The following is a 19,072-nucleotide window of genomic DNA, read 5'->3' on the forward strand; positions in this document are numbered from 1 at the left end:
TTCTTTTTAATTTTCTTGCTTTGTTTTTCCGTATGTTTTCTTGATCATATCATAAGATTTTTTTAGCCTTTCATAGAATAAAGGCTGTTCCCACTCATTCCACGAATACAGAAATACATCTTTTTGCTGAAGTACGTTATTTGATTGTCTTGGTATTGTTTGGAAGAGTTTACCTTGTTTCATTGCTGCTGCTGCAACCCGAATTCCTTCAATCGTTTCACCTTTTGATAAACCAGCCTTCCAGATGTCCCCCATCACTTCTTTTAAGCTAGGATCTTTAACGTTTACAAGCTGCCAAGGGATTCTGATTTCGATGACTTTTTTATTATCGCTTATACTAACATCTGTCAGCGAGTTAAACTGTTCATGTTCGGGGTTACCATTGCCAAACTTCAATACACCTGTTTCATATCCCTCAAACGGAACTACAATGTTTGTTGTCGGGATTGTCAATTCCTTCGTAAGTGCTAACCGAATGGGATGAAACACTCCATTGTTTTTTTGATTTGCATAAGTTTCTCTTTTTACCATATTGAGCATATGTGCGTATTGATAGTAGTAGGCATCATAATAACTGTCTACCATAATTCGAGAATTTTCTTCTCCTGAAAGATTAATTAAAAAGTCTACACCTAGATCCGTTTGCAGCAAAGTATCTTTTGATAAGGGTATAGCATTCTGTCCCTGTTCACCAATGGTATCAAGGAGTAAATAAAAAGATTGATTTGCAAAGTTGACGGGCTTTGCTAAAGATAAAAGAAGGTATAGATATCCACTATCAGAAGAAATTCTAACCTCATTTATTACCTCCTTCTCTTCTTCCGACTCAAAAACTTTTTGACTATTCGTTTCTTTCCAGTCAATACGGTTACCGTCTACTAATATGGCTGAATCCTTATCACCTGGTTCAAAAGAAAGCAATCCAAAATGCTGTTCGTTCGTTTGCTGATTATTCCAGTAGGGTCTCCGGTCTGGATTATCAAAATCCATCGTATTCCATGTACGTTTAAACCATTCATCCTGCCAGGAGAAAATCAGCCCTCCTGCATACCCCTCCGAAACAATAGATTTAAATAATTTTTGATTAATTTCCCCTTGTTCTTTTTCTGAATGAAAACCCTGATCCATTCCAAAGGCATTTTTGTGTGTTAATCCCCTTGAAGATGGAACCCCAAATTCGGCAACTAGTACAGGCATATTATGTGAACCGATCAATTCATTTAAATATCCTGCGTAATTATTCCATTTACCTGATGAATCCACATACTCTAGATATTTTTTCTCGTAATTTAAAAAATCAGGATAGTATGGATAAATATGATAGGAAGCGAATAGTCCGGCATAAAATTGATCAGCTCGCAGAATATGGTTTGGATTTATTGAAACTAAATCTTCATTTTCTAGCGGCTCTGATGGATGCTCTAACAGGTCGGTGGTTACCCAGTTAGTAAAACTCATCGTATGCTGCCAATTGTATTGTGTTGTTTCATAAGCGGCTGCATATTCCATCAATTGAGCTAACCAAATTTCAAATGGACTGGCATCCGTTGTTTTGAAATATTTACCATTAAATACTTCCATATCTTTATGCTTAAGATTGGTGTTATTAACGATGTATGGGTCCCACTCTGTGCCGACGATAATCCCAAGCACATATTTTGAAATATCATATTTATAAACACCAGAGGCGTGTCCTGGCCGTTCAGGCAGCTCCGCCTGCCCATGAATGATATCAATTAAATGTTTGATTTCCGTTTGAGCATCCTCGACATTTTCGGCAGCGAAGGCATCTTGATTTTGAAGCAGCTTTTCTTCATTCACCCAGGAACCATGAAATAGAAACAATGGTTTTTCTGCAGTCAGATTATATTCATAGAAAGCTTCGTAAAATTGAGGAGGATGCAGTGTATATATTCTGATTGCATTCGCGTTCATTTCACCAATTTTTTTAAACCAACGTGAATATTCTTCCTTCGTAATCGCTGTTTCTCCTGGAAAATATCCAGGCTTCCCAATCCCCATATTGACTCCTTTTATCAAGAAATCGTTCCATTCACCATTCTTTTGGACTTGTATAAAGGAATCTCCTGTGTCGCTATTGGTCTTAATCTTGTTAACCTCAACTACTTCTACTTGCTCTTGTTTAATTGTCTTGTTCACACCGCTATCTAATAAAACCTTCATCATGGGAACATATACTTCCCAGTAGAAGGAATCTTGTGTTCCAAAACGCTCCTTCCAGAGGTCAAGCCCTTTTGTTTGATAAATGGCTGGAACCTCTGCTTCATCAGCATAATCCCCTGCAAAATAATAAGAATTATATCTTGCATTTTGATGATGGATAATGGCTGGGAATTTAGTGGGTATCCCCAATCCTTGTAACTCTTCCTTCTTCTTGTCTGAGATTGGCAACTGATATTCTGCAAGTATTTCTTCTTTGCTTCCTGCAATATTGACATCAAACCAATACTGATATTCTCCCTGCAGCTCCCGATTAAAGAAGTTCTCTCCCTGTTTGGTTAGATTAAATAAGGCCCCGGTTTTTGTAATATCCTTTTCGTCGACTACCACAATTTCATTATTTTTATTAACAAAAACAAAACCTTTTCCGTTATAATCCCATTTTCCGCCATTTTCTTCATATTGCTTTCTCACCCAAACTGGTACTTCTTTATTGTTAAGATCCGGAAAATACCTGCCAATCCAGCCAGTCCACTCGAGATTTAAGAGATTTGCTATTTTATCCCGGACGTCAGCAGGAGTCGGGCTGGCAAATGTATTAAATTCCGCAATCAATGTTTTCCCTTTAGAGGCGAGTAATGCTTGTTCTATCCGATCTACATCCGAAGATTCTAAGCCTCCGTATATAATGGATGATCTTTCACCGGTCTCGTTTTCACCAATAAAATCTTCTTCGTACACTCCATATTGGTCCGTTAAATAATAAACATCATAATTTTTTAAATCATTAGGTAAAGAAGTGATTGAATATTCTTGCCCATCTTTTGGAATAAATCCTTTATAATCCTCATTTATTTCATATGGCTTTTGATTTTTCTTTACATATTTAGCATTATTTAATATCCAGACGAGTCCTTTGTGTTCCCTATATGATTGATCAGGAACGGTTTTATCATAGATAAGTACATTTAATACTTTAGAAGGTTGCAACAGCCAGGACCAAAAAGGACTTAATAGAATTAAGAGGAAGAGTATTGCATAAACAATTAAGGAGGTTTGTCTTGTCATTTTGAAACACCTTTTCTTTTCATTTCTCCCCAGCTCTTGTCCCCAACTAGCATTTGCCAGACTCCTTCACATCGCCAAAAGACTGTCATAGGACGATACCAGATGGTTTCTGTTAATGAGTAAAGAAAGAGCTTTATAATATCTGTTACTTTCGGGTATTTTGTTAAACTCCACTCTTCTAATAAAACTGCCGCCATTGAAAAAAGTGACCCATACAAGCATGATAGGAGAAATAATAATATCGCAAATTCAATGTAAACACCGCCTAAAAATAGACAGAGAACCATAAATATATATCCAAGAAACTCAATGATCGGTCCCAAAAACTCAACAACCCAAAAATAGGGGAATGAAATAAACCCAATCGATCCATATTTGGGGTTAAAGGTTAACCCGCGATGTGTCCATAAGCTTTCAAATAATCCTCGATGCCAGCGCCGTCTTTGTCTTCTTAAGATGGTCATATCCTCAGGTACCTCTGTCCAGCACACTGGATCGGGTACATAGACAATCTTTTTGTTTACCTTCTTTTCTTTTAACAAACGGTGAATCCTGACAACTAACTCCATGTCCTCGCCTACGGTATCCGTTTTATACCCGCCAGCCTCAATGGTCCAATGCTTGGAAAAAACACCAAAAGCACCAGAAATAATTAACAGCAGATTATGTCTGCTTAACCCAATCCTTCCCATGAGGAATGCACGAAGATATTCGATAATTTGCATGATCACTAAAGGATTATTAGAGAGACCTATTTTCAAAATATGTCCATTCTTTATTTCACAGCCGTTTGCAATTCGCACACTGCCACCAGAGGCAATTACCTCTTCATTGGAATCTATTATGGGCTTCATTACCTTAAGAAAGGCATCTGGCTCCAATACAGAATCACCATCTAGTGAGCAAAAATAGGGATAATGGGAAAAATTAAGGCCAACATTCAACGCATCCGCTTTCCCGCCATTCTCCTTATCAACTAAAAAAAGATTAGAAAGGATAGTGGATTGATAGATAGTCTTAATGGGTTTGGTATTAATTTGTTTACGAACTACTTTACTAATTTCTTTCATCTCATATTGGTCAATCATTTTTTCTAATGTCCCATCCGTCGATCCATCATTGACCACAATAATCTCAAAGGTGGGATAATTCAAACTCAAAAGTGAACGTACACTTTGAATAATTCCTGCTTCCTCATTATAGGCAGGAACAAGTATTGAGACCGGTCTTGTATAAAATTCATCCATATAATCTTCATAAGCCTGTATTCGGTCTAATTGATATTCTTTTCGGAGCTGTAACATGGAGATCATTAAAATAACAGAATAGAAAACAATAACAATCACCATGTATACAGCAATAAACCAAGCGAAAACAGATACAAAATCCAGCCATTGCACATTTAGCATGTTCTATACTCCTTTATGCAGCCAATCCCAAGCCATATCTCTAGCAAAAGTATCCTTGGATGTTTCTAAAACGGATTGCAAAATTGCCTTCCCATTTGGGAACTGACTTATTGATTGGCCAGCCTGAGAACGCACCCACCAAATCTGATCATGCAGCAGCTCAATTAATCTCGGTATTCCTTTTTCTTCTTGAATGGAACCTATCAGTTTTGCCGCTACCATCCTTTCCTGCCAACTAGAAGAGTGCAGCAAATGCAAGTACGGCTCTATATTACTTACATAGCCTATTTCTGCTAGAGCCTTCAAAGCCCTCAACCTTACTTCACCTTTATAAGACATAAAAATATTCTCGGTAAAAAACCGGTATTCTATTGCTTTTTTCAATGAGATAACATCCAGAATGGCATATTGCAGCGGGGAAGTGCTTTTGTGAAAGCTTAAAACGAACTGATCAAATAGGTCATGATTTAATCTCATTAAAATACTTCGATACTCATACTCAGATAAATCATGATAGTAAAGTACTTCCTTTAAACCATTATATTGAAATGTTGCAAGGATTCTCAGAACATGGATCAGTTCTTGATGTGTGATGTTCTTTTTCTTACTCAAAATAACTACTTCGTCTAATAGCTTTATCATATAAAAGTCCTCGATATGATAAAGTGCATTCATACGGTGGCTCCATCTAATACTTTTGAGACGTTTTTGATAGTAACCCTGTAAACAGTCAGAAGCCAAATCGGATAATCTTTCTTTCTCTTCCTCACCTTCTAGAATTTTCACATACCTGCTCAGCAGTTCTTCCATTGCCTTTTGTTTTATGGCAGTTTCGCAGCCTATTCCCCTGTAACGTTTCCCTTCAGCTATTATAGAAAAAATTTGTGTGTTTATTTTATTTTTATAGTCTTCAATTTCTCTTCTTTTTTTGATTTCTTTTGCCTTTCGAATTGTTAAATAAAGCAATAGTAAAAATAATAAACACATAAGTGATAAAGTAATAATAGCAAGAAACAATATATCCTGATTGATCATTGCTCCATCCTTTGAATGATTTGTTGTACTCTTGCCTGGAGCTCCTTGATACTAAATGGTTTCGTCACATAATCATCAGCACCTAATTTTAGTGCCTTGTTAATTTCAGTTGGACTTTTTCTGCCTGAAAGCATTAAGACATAAACCTGTTTGCTCAAGTCACTTTTCACTTTTTGTAAAATCTCGATACCATCCATAACTGGCATAATACCATCAAGAATCAAAAAATGTTCTCCTGCATTATCTAAGCGTTTAGATTCAAAAAACTGCAAACCATCCTCATATGCTTTTATATCTATTTCAAACTGATCAATATTCATCATCTTGAGAATACTCACAAGCATCGTTTGAATCATCACATCATTATCGATAATCGAAATAAAAAGTTTCCTTTTGTTTTGGTGCCTGCTAGTTTCCACTCTCTTCTTCCTCTTTCTTCTTTATCCAAAATTATAAATTTCTGCTTTTTATTCTTTTAATTATGCCCTTTTCCATAAAAAGCATGAAAAGATATATATAGATTCTAATCTTAATTTACCGAGGCTACAATAAAATTAAATTAGAAAATGACGAAGATTGATGAATTTTGTCGATTACAATGTCATTAATATATAAAAAAAGAAGCAGGATTCACATCCTGCCTCTAATTATTATTTAAAATTCTTTGGAGCCATCTATATTTTATTGGAAAAGTTTAACCATCCAACTGGCAAGAACGCCTCCAAAATATACACCAAAGACGCCAACGACTGCGGAAAATACGGGGGGAGCAGGTAATGGCAGCTTCATAAATTTAAAAATCATTCCAACAATTAGCCCTGCAATTAAAGCTAATACTACTTCTTTCATTTTCTATCCCTCAAATCGTTGGTTAATAATTGCTTTGAGAAATTTCACCTTTACTAATAGACACTCCGGAACTTGCACCGATACGAGTAGCCCCAGCTTCGATCATGGCTAATGCATCCTCACGGCTGCGAACACCTCCAGAAGCTTTTACACCAATTTCAGGTCCAACAGTTTCTCGCATTAAACGGATATCTTCAACTGTAGCTCCGCCTGTAGAGAACCCGGTGGAGGTTTTTACAAAATCTGCTCCGGCCTTAACGGAAAGTTGACATGCTCTTACTTTTTCTTCATTGGTTAAAAGACATGTCTCAATAATAACCTTTGTTAGTGCTTTACCTTTCGCAGCCTCAACAACAGCTTTAATGTCTCTTTCGACTAAATCATCTTGTTTATCCTTAAGTGCGCCGATGTTAATTACCATATCGATTTCATGTGCACCATTTTCAATCGCATTTCTTGTTTCAAATGCTTTCGTTTCAGGTGTCGATGCTCCTAAAGGAAAACCAATTACGGTACATACTTTTACTTCTGGGGTATCTTTAAGCATATCTGCTGATATTTTTACCCAAGTTGGATTAACACATACGGAAGCGAAAGAATATTTCTTTGCTTCTTCAACTAATTTCATGATTTCATCCTGGGTCGCATTTGCTTTTAATAATGTATGATCAATCATTCGAGTAACATTTTGAGTCATATTGTACATCCTCCCTATTTTATCAAGCTATATATTCTTTGTTTATATCTATAATGAAACTATAACAAACAAGTTGAACATTTGTAAACATATAAATGAACAAATGTAAAATAAACAAAACCTACGTGTTCTTATCAAGTAAAAATTTAGCTGTGAATTGATCGGTTATTAATACATTGGCATATTTCCCCTTTAAAGCCCCATATATTCCCTCAATTTTATTTGGACCGCCCGCAACAAGAATGGAATATTCTTTTTTTCGTAAGTCCTCTAGTTTTACCCCTAATGTTCTGTCATTAAGACTTTCATCACATAATTCACCTTTGTTATCAAAGAAACGTGAACAAATATCCCCGACTGCTTTTTCCTTTAAAGCTTTTTGATCACTCTCGGTAAAATACCCCATTTGGAATAATAACGAGTCTGTCTTGATAGAACCGATGGTAAACAGTGCAATATTCGCCTTTTTACCTAATTCAAGAATTTTTTTAATATGACGGTCTGCCTCCATTGCCTGTTTTACAACAACATGATCCACAATGGCAGGCAACGGCAGATTGAAAGGTGTCGTGTTGTACGCTTTGCCAAAAAGATACAAGATTTCTGAAGCGTAATTATTGGTTTCTGCGTGACTGACACCTCCTTTTAATTGGACCACCTTGACATCTTTGACGAATTTCTGTTTTAGCTCCACAGCAATGTGATATAGCGTTGTACCCCACGTAACACCAATAGTGTCCTGGTCCTTTACAATTTCATCAAGATATAATGCCGCTTTTTCTCCCAGATAATTTTTGATAATATGATTTTCGAATTGTGGAATATGCGTAACGATGGCTTTCTTTAAATTGAACTTTGTTTCCAACTGTTCAGCTAAATTTTCAACATTTTCAGTTGGGTCCATGATATTTATCTGGACTATTCCATTTTCTTTTGCCTGCTGTAATAAACGGGACACTGTGGGGCGTGAAACACCCAATATCTTAGCAATATCGCTTTGATTATGATCCAACAAATAATATAATTTTGCTGCTTCGATAACTTTACTTAGTTTCTCTTGGTCCACTGTTCATCACCTTCTAACCTAACTTTTTTATAATTATAGCAAGACATACTATTAAATCCATAATCTTTTTTACATTTGTAAAATATACGGTGAACATTATTTTACACTTACTCTCTTCCTTTATCTTTGTATTTTCGTTATGAATTGAGGGAATGATTCTTATCATATTTAATCTATCCATTTGATTTGCCACGAAATAGTCATCCAATACTCTTGATGGGTTCTGCTATACTAGGTAAGGGAATTATTTCCTGAATGGAGGTCTTATAATGGAGAAACTTGGAGGCTTCATATATCGTTATCGCAAATGGGTACTTGCCCTTTGGATACTGATAATCGGAATATCAGGGATTTTCGCCTTAAAATTACCCTCCGTATTAAGCGGAAATGGCTTTGAATATAAAGGCGAGTATAATGAAACAAGAAAACTGCTTGAGAAAGATTTTGGGCAGGCGAAATCTTCGATAATTCTTGTTTTTCAAAGAGATAGCAGTGTGAGTGACGATGATTGGAAACAATTCATCCTAACCACCTTTAAAGATCTGAAAAAATTCGATGGTACAAAAAGTATCACCACCCCTTATGATCGAGAGGGAATGATAAAAGAGGATTATGCTTATGGGCTTTTATCCTTTGATAAAAGTGCGGAAGACTTAAGTGATGAAATACAACAATTGAGTAAGATTCTAAAAAATAAAAAGGGATTAAAGGTTACGATGACAGGTGAACCTATCATTGTTCAAGACCTTAATATCGCCAGTCAAGAGGATTTAGCAAAAGCTGAAATGATTGGATTGCCGATTGCTCTGATTGTTTTGGTCCTTGCCTTTGGAGGCCTAATCGCCGCCTCGATTCCGATTGTCATCGGGGTTGTATCAATATTAACAACAATGGGAGCTGTTTTCTTTTTTAGTTACGGTACTGATTTGACAATCTTTATTTTAAATATTGTTCCGATGATCGGGCTCGCATTAAGTATTGACTTTGCTCTATTATTAATTAACCGTTATAAAGAGGAATTACATACCAATTCCATTAAAGAAGCCATTAAGATTAGCGTAACTACCGCTGGAAGATCTATTATTTTCTCTGGTCTTTGTGTTTTTATTGGTCTATCGGCATTATGGTTTATTCAAATTGATATCTTTCAAAACGTTGCCCTTGGCGGTATGGCTGTAGTGTTTATTTCTGCCTTCTGTGCCTTAACCTTTCTCCCGGCATTACTGGCTGTTCTTGGAGCTAAAATTAACAAATTCAGCGTCCTTCGAGTAGCCGATAATAAAACGAGTATTTGGCATAGATTTGCAAAGTTTGTAATGAAGCGCCCAGTGGTAATGGCTTTGGCTGCATTAGCAATACTCCTTGCTGGTCTAATACCAGTCGCACAGATGACGCTGTCAATCCCAGGGACAGAATCCCTTCCGGAAAAGTATCCATCAAGGGTAGCATTTGAAGCCTTTGAAGAGCATTTTATTCCTAAAGATAAACGGAATGAAAAGAAAGTTTCCATCGTGCTAGAAACAAAAGGTAATGTTTTAGAAACAGATAATCTTGAGAAGGTAACCAGCTTTCTCGAACAACTTTCGAAGGATAATTTGGTGGGAACGGTGGATTCACCTTTTTCTGCGACGGGCATTGAAGAGGAAGAAATGTTATCCCAACTGCTTCAGTTTGGACCAAAAGAGCAGACTGCGCCAATACTTGATTATTTTGTTCGAGATAATAAAATGCTAGTTGAAGTTTATTTAAATACAAATGATCATTCTGCGGAAGCTAGAGAATGGATTCGTGAATGGTCCAGCAGGGACTTTCAACTAACGGTACATTTCGGAGGTGCCATAAAGTTTGAGCAGGAGATTTTTGATGAGATTTTTCAGAAGGCTCCTTATGGATTGTTATTAATTGTTGTCTCAACTTTCTTCATACTTATGGCAGCTTTTCGCTCGATCCTTATCCCACTAAAGGCAATTTTAATGAATATATTAAGCCTAAGCTGTACGTTCGGAATTGTTGTCTGGATTTTTCAACAGGGGCATTTAGGTGTAGAACCTGCAGATATTGCCCTGATTTTACCCGTATTCGTTTTCACCCTCGTATTTGGACTTTCAATGGATTACGAAGTGTTTTTGATTTCAAGAATTCAGGAGTTTTATTTCAAAACAGGTGATAATACGGAAGCGACCATATCCGGCTTAACGTATACTAGTAAAATTATTACATCCGCGGCGGCAATTATGATCGTTGTCACAGGAGCTTTTGCCTTTACAGGCGTCATGCCGATTAAGCAGTTAGGTGTCGGAATTGCCATTGCGATTTTTATTGATGCCACTATTGTCAGGATGGTCCTAGTTCCGGCCTTGATGAAGTTGTTCGGTGATTGGAACTGGTGGTTCTTTGGATATAAAAATAAAGGGTTAACAAAACACAAAAAGAAGCCGGCTTAATTTTACAGGCTGGCTTTATCCATTCTTAGATATTTTTAGCGTATTGTTCGTTTGGTACTTTACTTAATGTAACATATAAGCTTACAGGTCCATTGCCTGTGTTATTAAAATTCTATAGGATTAACGCGGCTGTTTGTTATGTAATCTTTTAATGCCCTCGGTACAAGCTATGCTTCCAAAAAAACCAACTAAAAAGCTTGATGATATGATTTTCAATGCATAAAAAATACCTGTTCCAGTAATACAATCTAGTATTAAAAAATTTTTAATGGTTGATCCTTTTATGGTGTAGAAAACAACTTGATTTTGTTTTTTCATATTAATTCATCACACCTATATTATTTTTCCTAAAGATATGATTAATTAAGATTGTCTTATTCCTCTTCCATAAACCAAGGACGCCCCTTTACTATGTCTGCAGAGAATTATGTAAGCCTTACCATTAATATATAATTCTTATCTTTATTATAAAGTTACCTGCCACTTACCTGCATTGACCAATATCCCTTCAAAGAAGAAAAAAGAAGTTCAATGAACTTCTTTATGACATATAGGAAATGATAACTTTTTGCGGAACTTCTATCTCATCTTCATTTTTTGTTTTCAATCGGCCGCATGAAGGCATTTCAAATGAGAAGTCCTCCACCTTTGAAGGAATAATACCATCTTGCTTTAATTGCGAGAAAACTAGCTGCATTGCATCTTCTGTCGAAAGGGTTTTATTCGACCCTTCTACTTGAAAACACTCCACACAGGTTTCAATAATATTTTCAGAAATCCGTTCCTCTGCAAACACTAATTTTGCTCCGGCTATCTTCTCTACTTCCATATTTTCCAGTTCAATGATTGTTGTAATATTCATCTCACAATACCTCCACCTTTTGTCTCTTTTATTATAAATAATCTCCCTTAATAAATTTTTTGAAACCCCTTTAATTCACTTTTTATTCATATGTTTTTGACATTTTTCTGTCACTTTTGAGGATTTTCCACCAATGTATCAACGGCTTCAAATGGTTAAATAATAACACGTATAGTAGAAGTTCAAAGGAGGCTTGTATTTATGAACTATAAAAGGTTATTCCTACTACTCTTTATTAGCACAATCATATGGTCTCAAGTCCCATCTAGTATGTTTGCTGAAGACAGCAGGGCAGTGAACAACAATGGAATAATTGATTTACGAATACTTGAGACGACTGACCTCCATGCGGCTCTAGTGAATTATGATTATTATCAGACTAAAACCGACAATACTATTGGGCTTGTAAAAACAGCAAGTCTTATTCATCAAGCAAGAAGTGAAGCAGTCAATTCCTTATTGTTTGATGACGGTGATCATTTAAAAGGGAATCCGCTCGGTGAATACTTAGTACGAATACGAGGAATTCAAAAAGGTAATGTGCATCCTGTATACCGTGCTTTTAACTATTTAGAATATGATGCGATAACAATTGGAAATCATGAATTTAATTATGGTCTAAAGTTTCTAAACAGTGTTCTTAAGGGAGTGAAAATGCCTGTTGTAAATGCAAATGTTTATTCCGTTAAGGAGAATAAACCCTATTTTAAACCTTATGTAATTTTAAAAAGAAGTGTTGTTGATAAGCAAGGTATGGAACATGAATTGAATATTGGGGTAATTGGATTTATGCCTCCGCAAATAATGAGATGGGACAAGGCAAATTTAGAGGGAAAAGTAACGTCTAGACCTATGGTTGAAAGTGCAAAGGAATTTGTACCTATCCTAAAGGCAGAAGGTGCTGATATTATTATCGCACTTGCTCATACAGGAATAGATAGTGAACCCTATCACCCAGAAACGGAAAACGCAGTATATTACCTTAGTGAGATTCCAGAAATTGATGTCATTTTAGCTGGACATTCTCATAGCGTATTTCCAGGACCTACCTTTAAAGAATTACCTATGGCTAACATCAACGAAGGAAAAATCAAAGGAAAACCTGTAGTAATGGCAGGTGCCTTTGGCAGCCGTCTTGGGATTATTGACCTCAAGCTTGAGGTTAAAGATGGGAATTGGAAAGTGGTAAACAGTACATCGTTTACAAGATCGATTGCAGATGAAACCGGAAATCCTCTTGTGAAGACTGATAAAAAATTATTTAAACTGATTAAACCGGCACATCAGGAAACAGTCGATTTCTTAAAAAAGCTTGGTTTATAGCATATATTAATCGATGAAAAATAAGCTGGATCCTTATAGTGACCTTAACTCTTAGCTTTTTTAGGTTTCGGTCACTATAGAGCCCTTATAGTGACCAAAACTCTTAGCTTTTTTTACATATTAAACTTTTTAAAAATTAAAGTTGCATTATGACCGCCAAATCCTAACGAGTTGGATAAAACCACTTGAACATCCTTCGTCTTAGCAACGTTTGGGACATAATCTAAATCCAATTGTTCATCAGGTGTTTGATAATTAATGGTTGGCGGGATGATACCATCCTTAATTGCTAGAAGAGAAAAAATGGCCTCTATAGCACCAGTTGCTCCCAACAAGTGACCGGTCATGGATTTCGTTGAACTGACAGATAATTTATAGGCATGTTCTTTGAAAACATCTTTGATGGCTAACGTTTCATACAAATCATTATAATAGGTCGATGTACCATGAGCATTGATATAGTCGACTTGTTCAGGGTCAATACCAGCATCTGCTATTGCTAATTTCATTGCTCTTCCTGCCCCTTCCCCTTCTGGTGCAGGGGTCGTAATATGATGGGCATCACCTGTAGCTCCATACCCTGCTAATTCTCCATAAATGGTCGCACCTCGAGCTAATGCGTGTTCTAATTCCTCTAATACCAAGATACCTGCGCCTTCCCCAATGACAAAGCCATCACGATTCTTATCAAATGGCCTGCTTGCTGTAGACGGGTCTGGATTTTTTGACAGTGCTGTCATATTTGAAAATCCCGCGACCGTCATTGCGGTAATGGTGGCTTCCGTTCCGCCAGCAATCATCACATCCACATCCCCCTTTTGAATCACGCGGAATGCATCTCCAATAGAATTGGCACCGGACGCACATGCTGTAACCGAACAATTGTTGATTCCTTTTGCACCAATCGAGATGGACACTTGTCCTGCCGCCATATCGGGAATAAACATCGGGATCGTAAACGGGTTAACCCTTCTTTGGCCTTTTTCAATAAACTTCCGATGTTGTTCCTCGAATTCAGCCAATCCGCCAATTCCTGAACCAATCCAAACTCCGACTCGTTCCGGTTGAATCCCTTCTCCAATTTGGATTCCCGCATCCTTAACAGCCATTTGACTTGCTGCAATTGCGAACTGGCTATAACGCCCCATCCTTCTGGCTTCTTTTTTGTCCATAAACTCTTCTGGTGCAAAGCCCTTAACTTCCGCTGCAATCTTGACGTCAACCATTTCTACATCAAAAAGGGTCGCAGGGCCAATGCCGGAAACACCATTTTTAACCTGTTCCCATGATGTATGAGCATCATTTCCCAAAGGAGTGACTGCTCCAATACCTGTAATCACTACTCTTTTATTCATTCAATGCTCACTCCCAAATAGATTTCGGATGATTCTTACACTCTTTCTATAGTTTAACGAATTAAGAGTGGACGGACAAATTAATTCACTCCGCCAGCGTAGTAAAAAAATCCGAATGGATTCTTCCACGCGGATGAATTTGAATCAATTTATTTAAACTTTTTCTTATATTCTGCTGGTGTGACACCAGTATATTTCTTAAAACAAATACTAAAATATTGAGGGTTACTATAACCTACTTGTTCACAAACTTCATAGGTTTTAATATCACCCTCTCCCAATAGTTCCATTGCCTTCTTCATTCGTAGCTCTAACAAGTAATCCCCAAAGTTAAACCCTTTCTCCATTTTAAAGAGATTACTTAAATAAGGCGTACTAACGTGGATTAACTCTGCCACCTGTTGAAGTGTTAAACTGCTGTCATGGAAATTCCCTTGCATATACTTGATTGCTTGGTCAACATGGCTATAATAATTCTTTTCTTTCTTTCTAAACATGGCTGTAGACCATTGGTCGATTAGAATATGTAATATATCTGTCATTTCTGTCAGCGTTGTTAACTCCATGATATCCTTATAAACAACTGATGAATTAAAGCTATTTTTTAAATCTTCCTTTTTCCATTTTTCAATTTCAAAAAATAGCATGGTACTAAATTTGAGCCCTAGGACTTTTAAATCTGATAAAGCAACACTTTTTCTATCCACTATGGCCGTACTTAAATCCACTAATGTTTCTTTTGCCTTTTCTGGTAAACCGGACTTGATATGATTTTCTAATTTCAGCTCTAAATCCTGGACAAGATTTTCTTGTTCATCACACTTAGAAACCGTTTCATCCAGAGAAATTACTCGGCCTGTCCCCATAATATGTCTCATATCCATCGCTACCCTGGCTTCTAGAAAAGATTTACCGACTTCAAATAGATTAGGATATGCGCGTCCATGTGTAATGGTAATGTTATCGTCTATTTCTTTGTTTAGAAAATTAAACAAAGCTAGGGCTAACTCTGCTTTTCTCGAATCATGGTCGTTTTCCAAGGATAAAAGAATTGTATATTCACCGACATCCGAATTCATCACCAAACAATTTAATTCATTAAAATAAGAAGAAGTAAAACTTGTAATCTTTTCCTTAAAAAAGTATCCCTCAACATCTTGCTCAATTGTATTCTTAACAAGAATAACAGCAAAGAAAGGACCCTCCATTTGAACATCAAGACCTAATAGCTCCTTCTCGACATCAACCCTGTAATCTCCTTCCCGGATCAACTTTTGAAAAAACTTCTGCTGTAGTAATGGCAAGGACTCTATTATTCTTTTTTCTTTGACTGATTCCTTTTCCCAATCAGCTGCTGCTTCTTTGGCTTTTGTTAGCAAGTATTCTGAATCTACTGGTTTCAATAAATAGTCAAACGCCTTCAATTTAATGGCTTCCTGAGCATATTTAAAATCTTCATACCCTGTCAGAAAAATAATTCTTGTCTCAGGGCTTCTTTCTTTAATCTGTTTGGCCATTTCTAAACCACTCATAAAAGGCATATTAATATCGGAAACGACGACTTGCGGCTGTTCCTTCTCGATTAGCTCTAATGCCACCTCACCGTCTCCTGCTTCTCCCGCTATAACAAATCCATGCTCTCCCCAAGGAATTGCCTGGCATATGCCCCGACGAATAATTCTATCATCTTCTACAACAATTACTTTATGCATACTGGTTAATCTCCCCTTTTGCTTTGGGAATTTTAATGCTAACTACTGTTCCATTGCCAGGTTCACTTGCAATTGTTAGACCATATTGGTTTCCAAAATGAATTTTAATTCTTTCATTCACACTTTGCAGACCAATACCGATATACTTCTTCTTCTCCCGATTCAAGGTTTCTATTTCTAGCAAAATATCCTTTAATTTTTCTGGTTCAATTCCATTGCCATTATCAGCTACTTCTAAATGGATGATATCCTTAACTTGATATCCACGAATGGTTATTTTTCCTTGACCTCGTTTTTGCTTTACCCCGTGGTAAATGGCATTTTCAATTAATGGCTGCAATGAAAGTTTAATTATATTATAGGAAAGAATCTCCTTGTCAATTTCAATTTCATAGGAAAAATCATCGCCATAGCGCATTTCCTGGATAAACAAATAATGCTGAATATGTTCCATTTCATCATGGATGGAAATAATATCTCTCCCTTTACTTATTCCAATCCGAAAAAAGCTAGCAAGTGCACTAATCATTTGACTAGCGTCTTTATTCAGCCCCATATCACACAAACCCTTAATCGAATACATTGTATTATAAAGAAAGTGTGGATTAATTTGGGCGTGCATAATCGCAAATTCTAATTGTCGTTTTTCTTCTTGCTCTAATCGGATTTGGTCCATTAAATTATTAATCCGAACAATTAACTCTTTAAAGCCTGTATGGAGGATTTTCATTTCTTCTGGACCTGACATTTCAAAATCAAAGTCTAGATTCTTTTTATTAATCATAGCCATTTGTTTTGCCATTTTTTTAAACGGATCGGAAATATACTTTCCTACGATGTTAGTAAGAATAACTGCACTAAGGATCATCAATACGACCAATAGAATGGTGAAGCCTTTGATGTAATTTACTTTATTTAAGATTTCATTTTGTGGGATAACTGCTGCTATTTTCCAATTATTAGAACTCAATGTATCGTAAATAACAATCATGTCTTCCCCTTCAACATTTTCGTAAGTGAACTTCCCATCATCGTCTTTTAGACTTTGGATGGAGTTTAGTGTCGGCTTATCCAGTTTGTATTTCTTTTTTACTTTTTTAGATTCAAAGATTCCATCAGGGCTAATAAGGGTCAGGTATCCATTCTCTCCGATTAATGATTTATTCAATACTTGTTCAAAAAATTCTGCCCGTAAATTAAATAAAACAATTCCTTTAGATGATCGATTCTTATCAATCAATCTAAATATCGACATTACCTTATTATCTTCATTAAAAACCTGATCTTCATGAATGTTTCTCCAATAAAACCCCTCTTTGTTTCCATTGTACTTCGAAAGATACTCTTCGTAATTTATCGATGGATTGGTATTATAGCTGCTATGATAAAGCAAAAAACCATTTTGCTTATGATTAACAAGAACTGATTCAAGAATGACATTGTATCTTGAATATATAAGCTTCAAATTATTATCAATTTCTACATATGATTCTGGCTTAATCTCGGATACTTCTTTATCAACTAATGATAAGATCCTTGGGTCATTGGATAAGGAGACTAATTGCTGAAAGACGTCTGCCAGCATATTATCAAGATAATTTTTTGTCTGGAAAATGGTATCATTTACATTTTTATAGGCATTTTCTTCGATTTGCACGGTTGCAAGCAAAGATGAAATCCAGCCTGTCGTTAATATAAAAAAGATAATAATAGGTAAATAGAGAGAATTAATGGTTGATTTAAAAGAATAGAAAAAATGTTTGCGAATAAAGCTTTTAATCTTTACTGCCATCATAGAAAGAACTCCCTGTTAATATACAAATTGATTATATTCTCTTATTCTATTGTAACCGTTTTCCGCATTTTATCATAATACGAAATTACCGGTCAATTGGATAAAAAAACAGCGGCTAATTAAAAATCTAGCCGCTGTTAGACTATTTTACTTCGGGACCGAATAATCTCAATGCTTTCACCTGTTCTTTACTACTATTTACTATAGTAAAACTAGAAACTTTAGCAGGGATAAACAGTTGATCACCCTTTTTTACTGATTGATGATCCTCACCAGTGATGACCATGGCATTTCCAGATAGAATATATAATCCAGAAAACACTCCTTCACCCTGAACTTCAACCTTCGTGTTGACCTCTATTTGAGTCATTCTAAAATATGGAGTTCGTTTATAACCGATCAGTTCGATTTCTTTACTGCCTTCTGATTCTATTACTATTTCTGGAGCTACCCGCCAGTTCTCCAGCGTTTCTTCTCTTGTAAAAGTATCGTATTTAAAAATATCAAACATCTTTTCATATCCGAGTCCTTGATGTATTAAGAAATCATCAATTTGTAATCCTGAAGGTGATGTTTTTTCTAAGCGGATGGTAATGTCTGAAGGTTCTTGGATTTCGACCAATAAGCAGCCAGAACCGATTGCGTGTGGAATACCTGCTTCAATTAAGAAAGTATCTCCCGGCTGTACATAGTATTTATGTAAACAATCCAGCATGCCTTGGACATCTTGTTTCTCAAACAAGGTTTTCCATTGATCTCTCCTTACACCTGGTTTAAATCCCATATATACATGGGGAAGTTCACCGTCAATTTCCCTTCCGCCAACAAAATGCCAGCATTCTGTTTTTCCATACAAAGAATTAAAAAGCTCTTGTGCTTGTTTCCTGTCTGGATGGGTCTGAATAATCAAACGCTCCGCAGTGTCGATCAACTTTACTAATACTCCTGTTTGCTTACCGAACTTTTCAACATGTTTTTCCCCTAAGAACTCTACTGGATTTTTATCCACAAGGTCTTTCAAGGAAATGTCCCTGTCAGGTAGGTCTAACTTGCTTAGTCCTTCCTCTTTTAGATGCTGTCGATCGGCATTTCTGTTAGTAGAAACAATCGACATCATCCATTCTTCAGGATAACGACTATCCTTGGGGTCCCTTATCCCATGCAGTTCATCCAGGAGCTTTCCACCTAAATAAGTCCTCCATGACCTAGTAGGTGATAACTTGATTGGCTGGGAACCATCGATCTTTATTGTAGTAACATTCATCGTAATATACCT

Annotated in this window: 15 protein-coding genes; 2 read left to right on the forward strand and 13 right to left on the reverse strand. The window is 36.4% G+C overall.

The window, feature by feature from the left end; all coding sequences use genetic code 11:
* Nucleotides 1–6: 6 nt before the first annotated feature.
* From QFZ31_RS14980 to QFZ31_RS15010, 7 genes are all read right to left on the reverse strand, one after another.
* Nucleotides 7–3,249, reverse strand: coding sequence for a hypothetical protein (locus QFZ31_RS14980; RefSeq protein ID WP_307303978.1), 3,243 nt, complete (start codon nucleotides 3,247–3,249; stop codon nucleotides 7–9).
* Nucleotides 3,246–4,658, reverse strand: a complete 1,413-nt coding sequence (locus QFZ31_RS14985; RefSeq protein WP_307303980.1) for a glycosyltransferase family 2 protein — start codon at nucleotides 4,656–4,658, stop codon at nucleotides 3,246–3,248. The genes QFZ31_RS14980 and QFZ31_RS14985 overlap by 4 nt, the downstream gene beginning before the upstream one ends.
* Before the next feature lie 3 nt (nucleotides 4,659–4,661).
* Nucleotides 4,662–5,693 (reverse strand): HEAT repeat domain-containing protein, encoded by a 1,032-nt coding sequence (locus tag QFZ31_RS14990; RefSeq protein WP_307303982.1) that lies wholly within the window; start codon nucleotides 5,691–5,693, stop codon nucleotides 4,662–4,664.
* On the reverse strand, nucleotides 5,690–6,112 hold the full coding sequence (locus tag QFZ31_RS14995) for a response regulator transcription factor (RefSeq protein ID WP_307303985.1): 423 nt from the start codon (nucleotides 6,110–6,112) through the stop codon (nucleotides 5,690–5,692). The genes QFZ31_RS14990 and QFZ31_RS14995 overlap by 4 nt, the downstream gene beginning before the upstream one ends.
* 262 nt (nucleotides 6,113–6,374) lie before the next feature.
* On the reverse strand, nucleotides 6,375–6,542 hold the full coding sequence (locus QFZ31_RS15000; protein WP_179598031.1) for a XapX domain-containing protein: 168 nt from the start codon (nucleotides 6,540–6,542) through the stop codon (nucleotides 6,375–6,377).
* Nucleotides 6,543–6,564: 22 nt separating this feature from the next.
* Complete coding sequence (gene deoC / locus QFZ31_RS15005; RefSeq protein WP_307303988.1) at nucleotides 6,565–7,239, reverse strand: deoxyribose-phosphate aldolase; 675 nt, start codon at nucleotides 7,237–7,239, stop codon at nucleotides 6,565–6,567.
* 121 nt (nucleotides 7,240–7,360) lie between these two features.
* On the reverse strand, nucleotides 7,361–8,305 hold the full coding sequence (locus QFZ31_RS15010; RefSeq protein ID WP_307303991.1) for a sugar-binding transcriptional regulator: 945 nt from the start codon (nucleotides 8,303–8,305) through the stop codon (nucleotides 7,361–7,363).
* A gap of 269 nt (nucleotides 8,306–8,574) precedes the next feature.
* Here QFZ31_RS15010 and QFZ31_RS15015 point away from each other — a divergent pair, with 269 nt between their 5' ends.
* Entirely contained in the window at nucleotides 8,575–10,749 is a 2,175-nt protein-coding gene (locus QFZ31_RS15015; protein ID WP_307303993.1) for an MMPL family transporter, read from the forward strand.
* Nucleotides 10,750–10,869: 120 nt separating this feature from the next.
* Here QFZ31_RS15015 and QFZ31_RS15020 read toward each other — a convergent pair whose 3' ends face one another.
* A complete protein-coding gene (locus QFZ31_RS15020; protein ID WP_307303994.1) occupies nucleotides 10,870–11,067 on the reverse strand; it encodes a hypothetical protein in 198 nt (65 codons plus the stop codon).
* A 223-nt stretch (nucleotides 11,068–11,290) separates the two neighbouring features.
* A complete protein-coding gene (locus QFZ31_RS15025; protein WP_307303996.1) occupies nucleotides 11,291–11,611 on the reverse strand; it encodes a hypothetical protein in 321 nt (106 codons plus the stop codon).
* A gap of 201 nt (nucleotides 11,612–11,812) precedes the next feature.
* On the opposite strand from QFZ31_RS15025, the gene QFZ31_RS15030 reads away from it, so the two are divergent.
* Nucleotides 11,813–12,934 (forward strand): metallophosphoesterase, encoded by a 1,122-nt coding sequence (locus tag QFZ31_RS15030; protein ID WP_307303998.1) that lies wholly within the window; start codon nucleotides 11,813–11,815, stop codon nucleotides 12,932–12,934.
* Between the two features lie 113 nt (nucleotides 12,935–13,047).
* Here QFZ31_RS15030 and fabF read toward each other — a convergent pair whose 3' ends face one another.
* The 4 genes from fabF to QFZ31_RS15050 form a co-directional block, all read right to left on the reverse strand.
* Nucleotides 13,048–14,289: a beta-ketoacyl-ACP synthase II gene (fabF, locus tag QFZ31_RS15035; RefSeq protein ID WP_307304000.1), complete on the reverse strand. Its 1,242-nt coding sequence runs from the start codon at nucleotides 14,287–14,289 to the stop codon at nucleotides 13,048–13,050.
* A gap of 149 nt (nucleotides 14,290–14,438) precedes the next feature.
* A complete protein-coding gene (locus QFZ31_RS15040) occupies nucleotides 14,439–16,001 on the reverse strand; it encodes a response regulator (RefSeq protein ID WP_307304002.1) in 1,563 nt (520 codons plus the stop codon).
* Nucleotides 15,994–17,796, reverse strand: coding sequence for a sensor histidine kinase (locus QFZ31_RS15045; protein ID WP_307304004.1), 1,803 nt, complete (start codon nucleotides 17,794–17,796; stop codon nucleotides 15,994–15,996). The genes QFZ31_RS15040 and QFZ31_RS15045 overlap by 8 nt, the downstream gene beginning before the upstream one ends.
* 142 nt (nucleotides 17,797–17,938) lie before the next feature.
* The gene (locus tag QFZ31_RS15050) at nucleotides 17,939–19,060 is read right to left on the reverse strand and encodes a type I phosphomannose isomerase catalytic subunit (protein WP_307304006.1); all 1,122 of its coding nucleotides are present in this window, start codon (nucleotides 19,058–19,060) and stop codon (nucleotides 17,939–17,941) included.
* Nucleotides 19,061–19,072 lie beyond the last annotated feature (12 nt).

Origin of the sequence: Neobacillus niacini (genome assembly GCF_030817595.1) — a bacterium.
GTDB lineage: Bacteria > Bacillota > Bacilli > Bacillales > Cytobacillaceae > Neobacillus > Neobacillus niacini_G.

Coding starts and splice junctions, on each gene's coding strand:
- QFZ31_RS15015 (WP_307303993.1), top strand. CDS start 8,575: ATGGAGAAACTTGGAGGCTTCATATATCGTTATCGCAAATGGGTACTT.
- QFZ31_RS15000 (WP_179598031.1), bottom strand. CDS start 6,542: ATGAAAGAAGTAGTATTAGCTTTAATTGCAGGGCTAATTGTTGGAATG.
- QFZ31_RS14990 (WP_307303982.1), bottom strand. CDS start 5,693: ATGATCAATCAGGATATATTGTTTCTTGCTATTATTACTTTATCACTT.
- QFZ31_RS15045 (WP_307304004.1), bottom strand. CDS start 17,796: ATGATGGCAGTAAAGATTAAAAGCTTTATTCGCAAACATTTTTTCTAT.
- QFZ31_RS15020 (WP_307303994.1), bottom strand. CDS start 11,067: ATGAAAAAACAAAATCAAGTTGTTTTCTACACCATAAAAGGATCAACC.
- QFZ31_RS15040 (WP_307304002.1), bottom strand. CDS start 16,001: ATGCATAAAGTAATTGTTGTAGAAGATGATAGAATTATTCGTCGGGGC.
- QFZ31_RS14980 (WP_307303978.1), bottom strand. CDS start 3,249: ATGACAAGACAAACCTCCTTAATTGTTTATGCAATACTCTTCCTCTTA.
- QFZ31_RS15050 (WP_307304006.1), bottom strand. CDS start 19,060: ATGAATGTTACTACAATAAAGATCGATGGTTCCCAGCCAATCAAGTTA.
- QFZ31_RS15025 (WP_307303996.1), bottom strand. CDS start 11,611: ATGAATATTACAACAATCATTGAACTGGAAAATATGGAAGTAGAGAAG.
- fabF (WP_307304000.1), bottom strand. CDS start 14,289: ATGAATAAAAGAGTAGTGATTACAGGTATTGGAGCAGTCACTCCTTTG.
- QFZ31_RS14985 (WP_307303980.1), bottom strand. CDS start 4,658: ATGCTAAATGTGCAATGGCTGGATTTTGTATCTGTTTTCGCTTGGTTT.
- deoC (WP_307303988.1), bottom strand. CDS start 7,239: ATGACTCAAAATGTTACTCGAATGATTGATCATACATTATTAAAAGCA.
- QFZ31_RS15030 (WP_307303998.1), top strand. CDS start 11,813: ATGAACTATAAAAGGTTATTCCTACTACTCTTTATTAGCACAATCATA.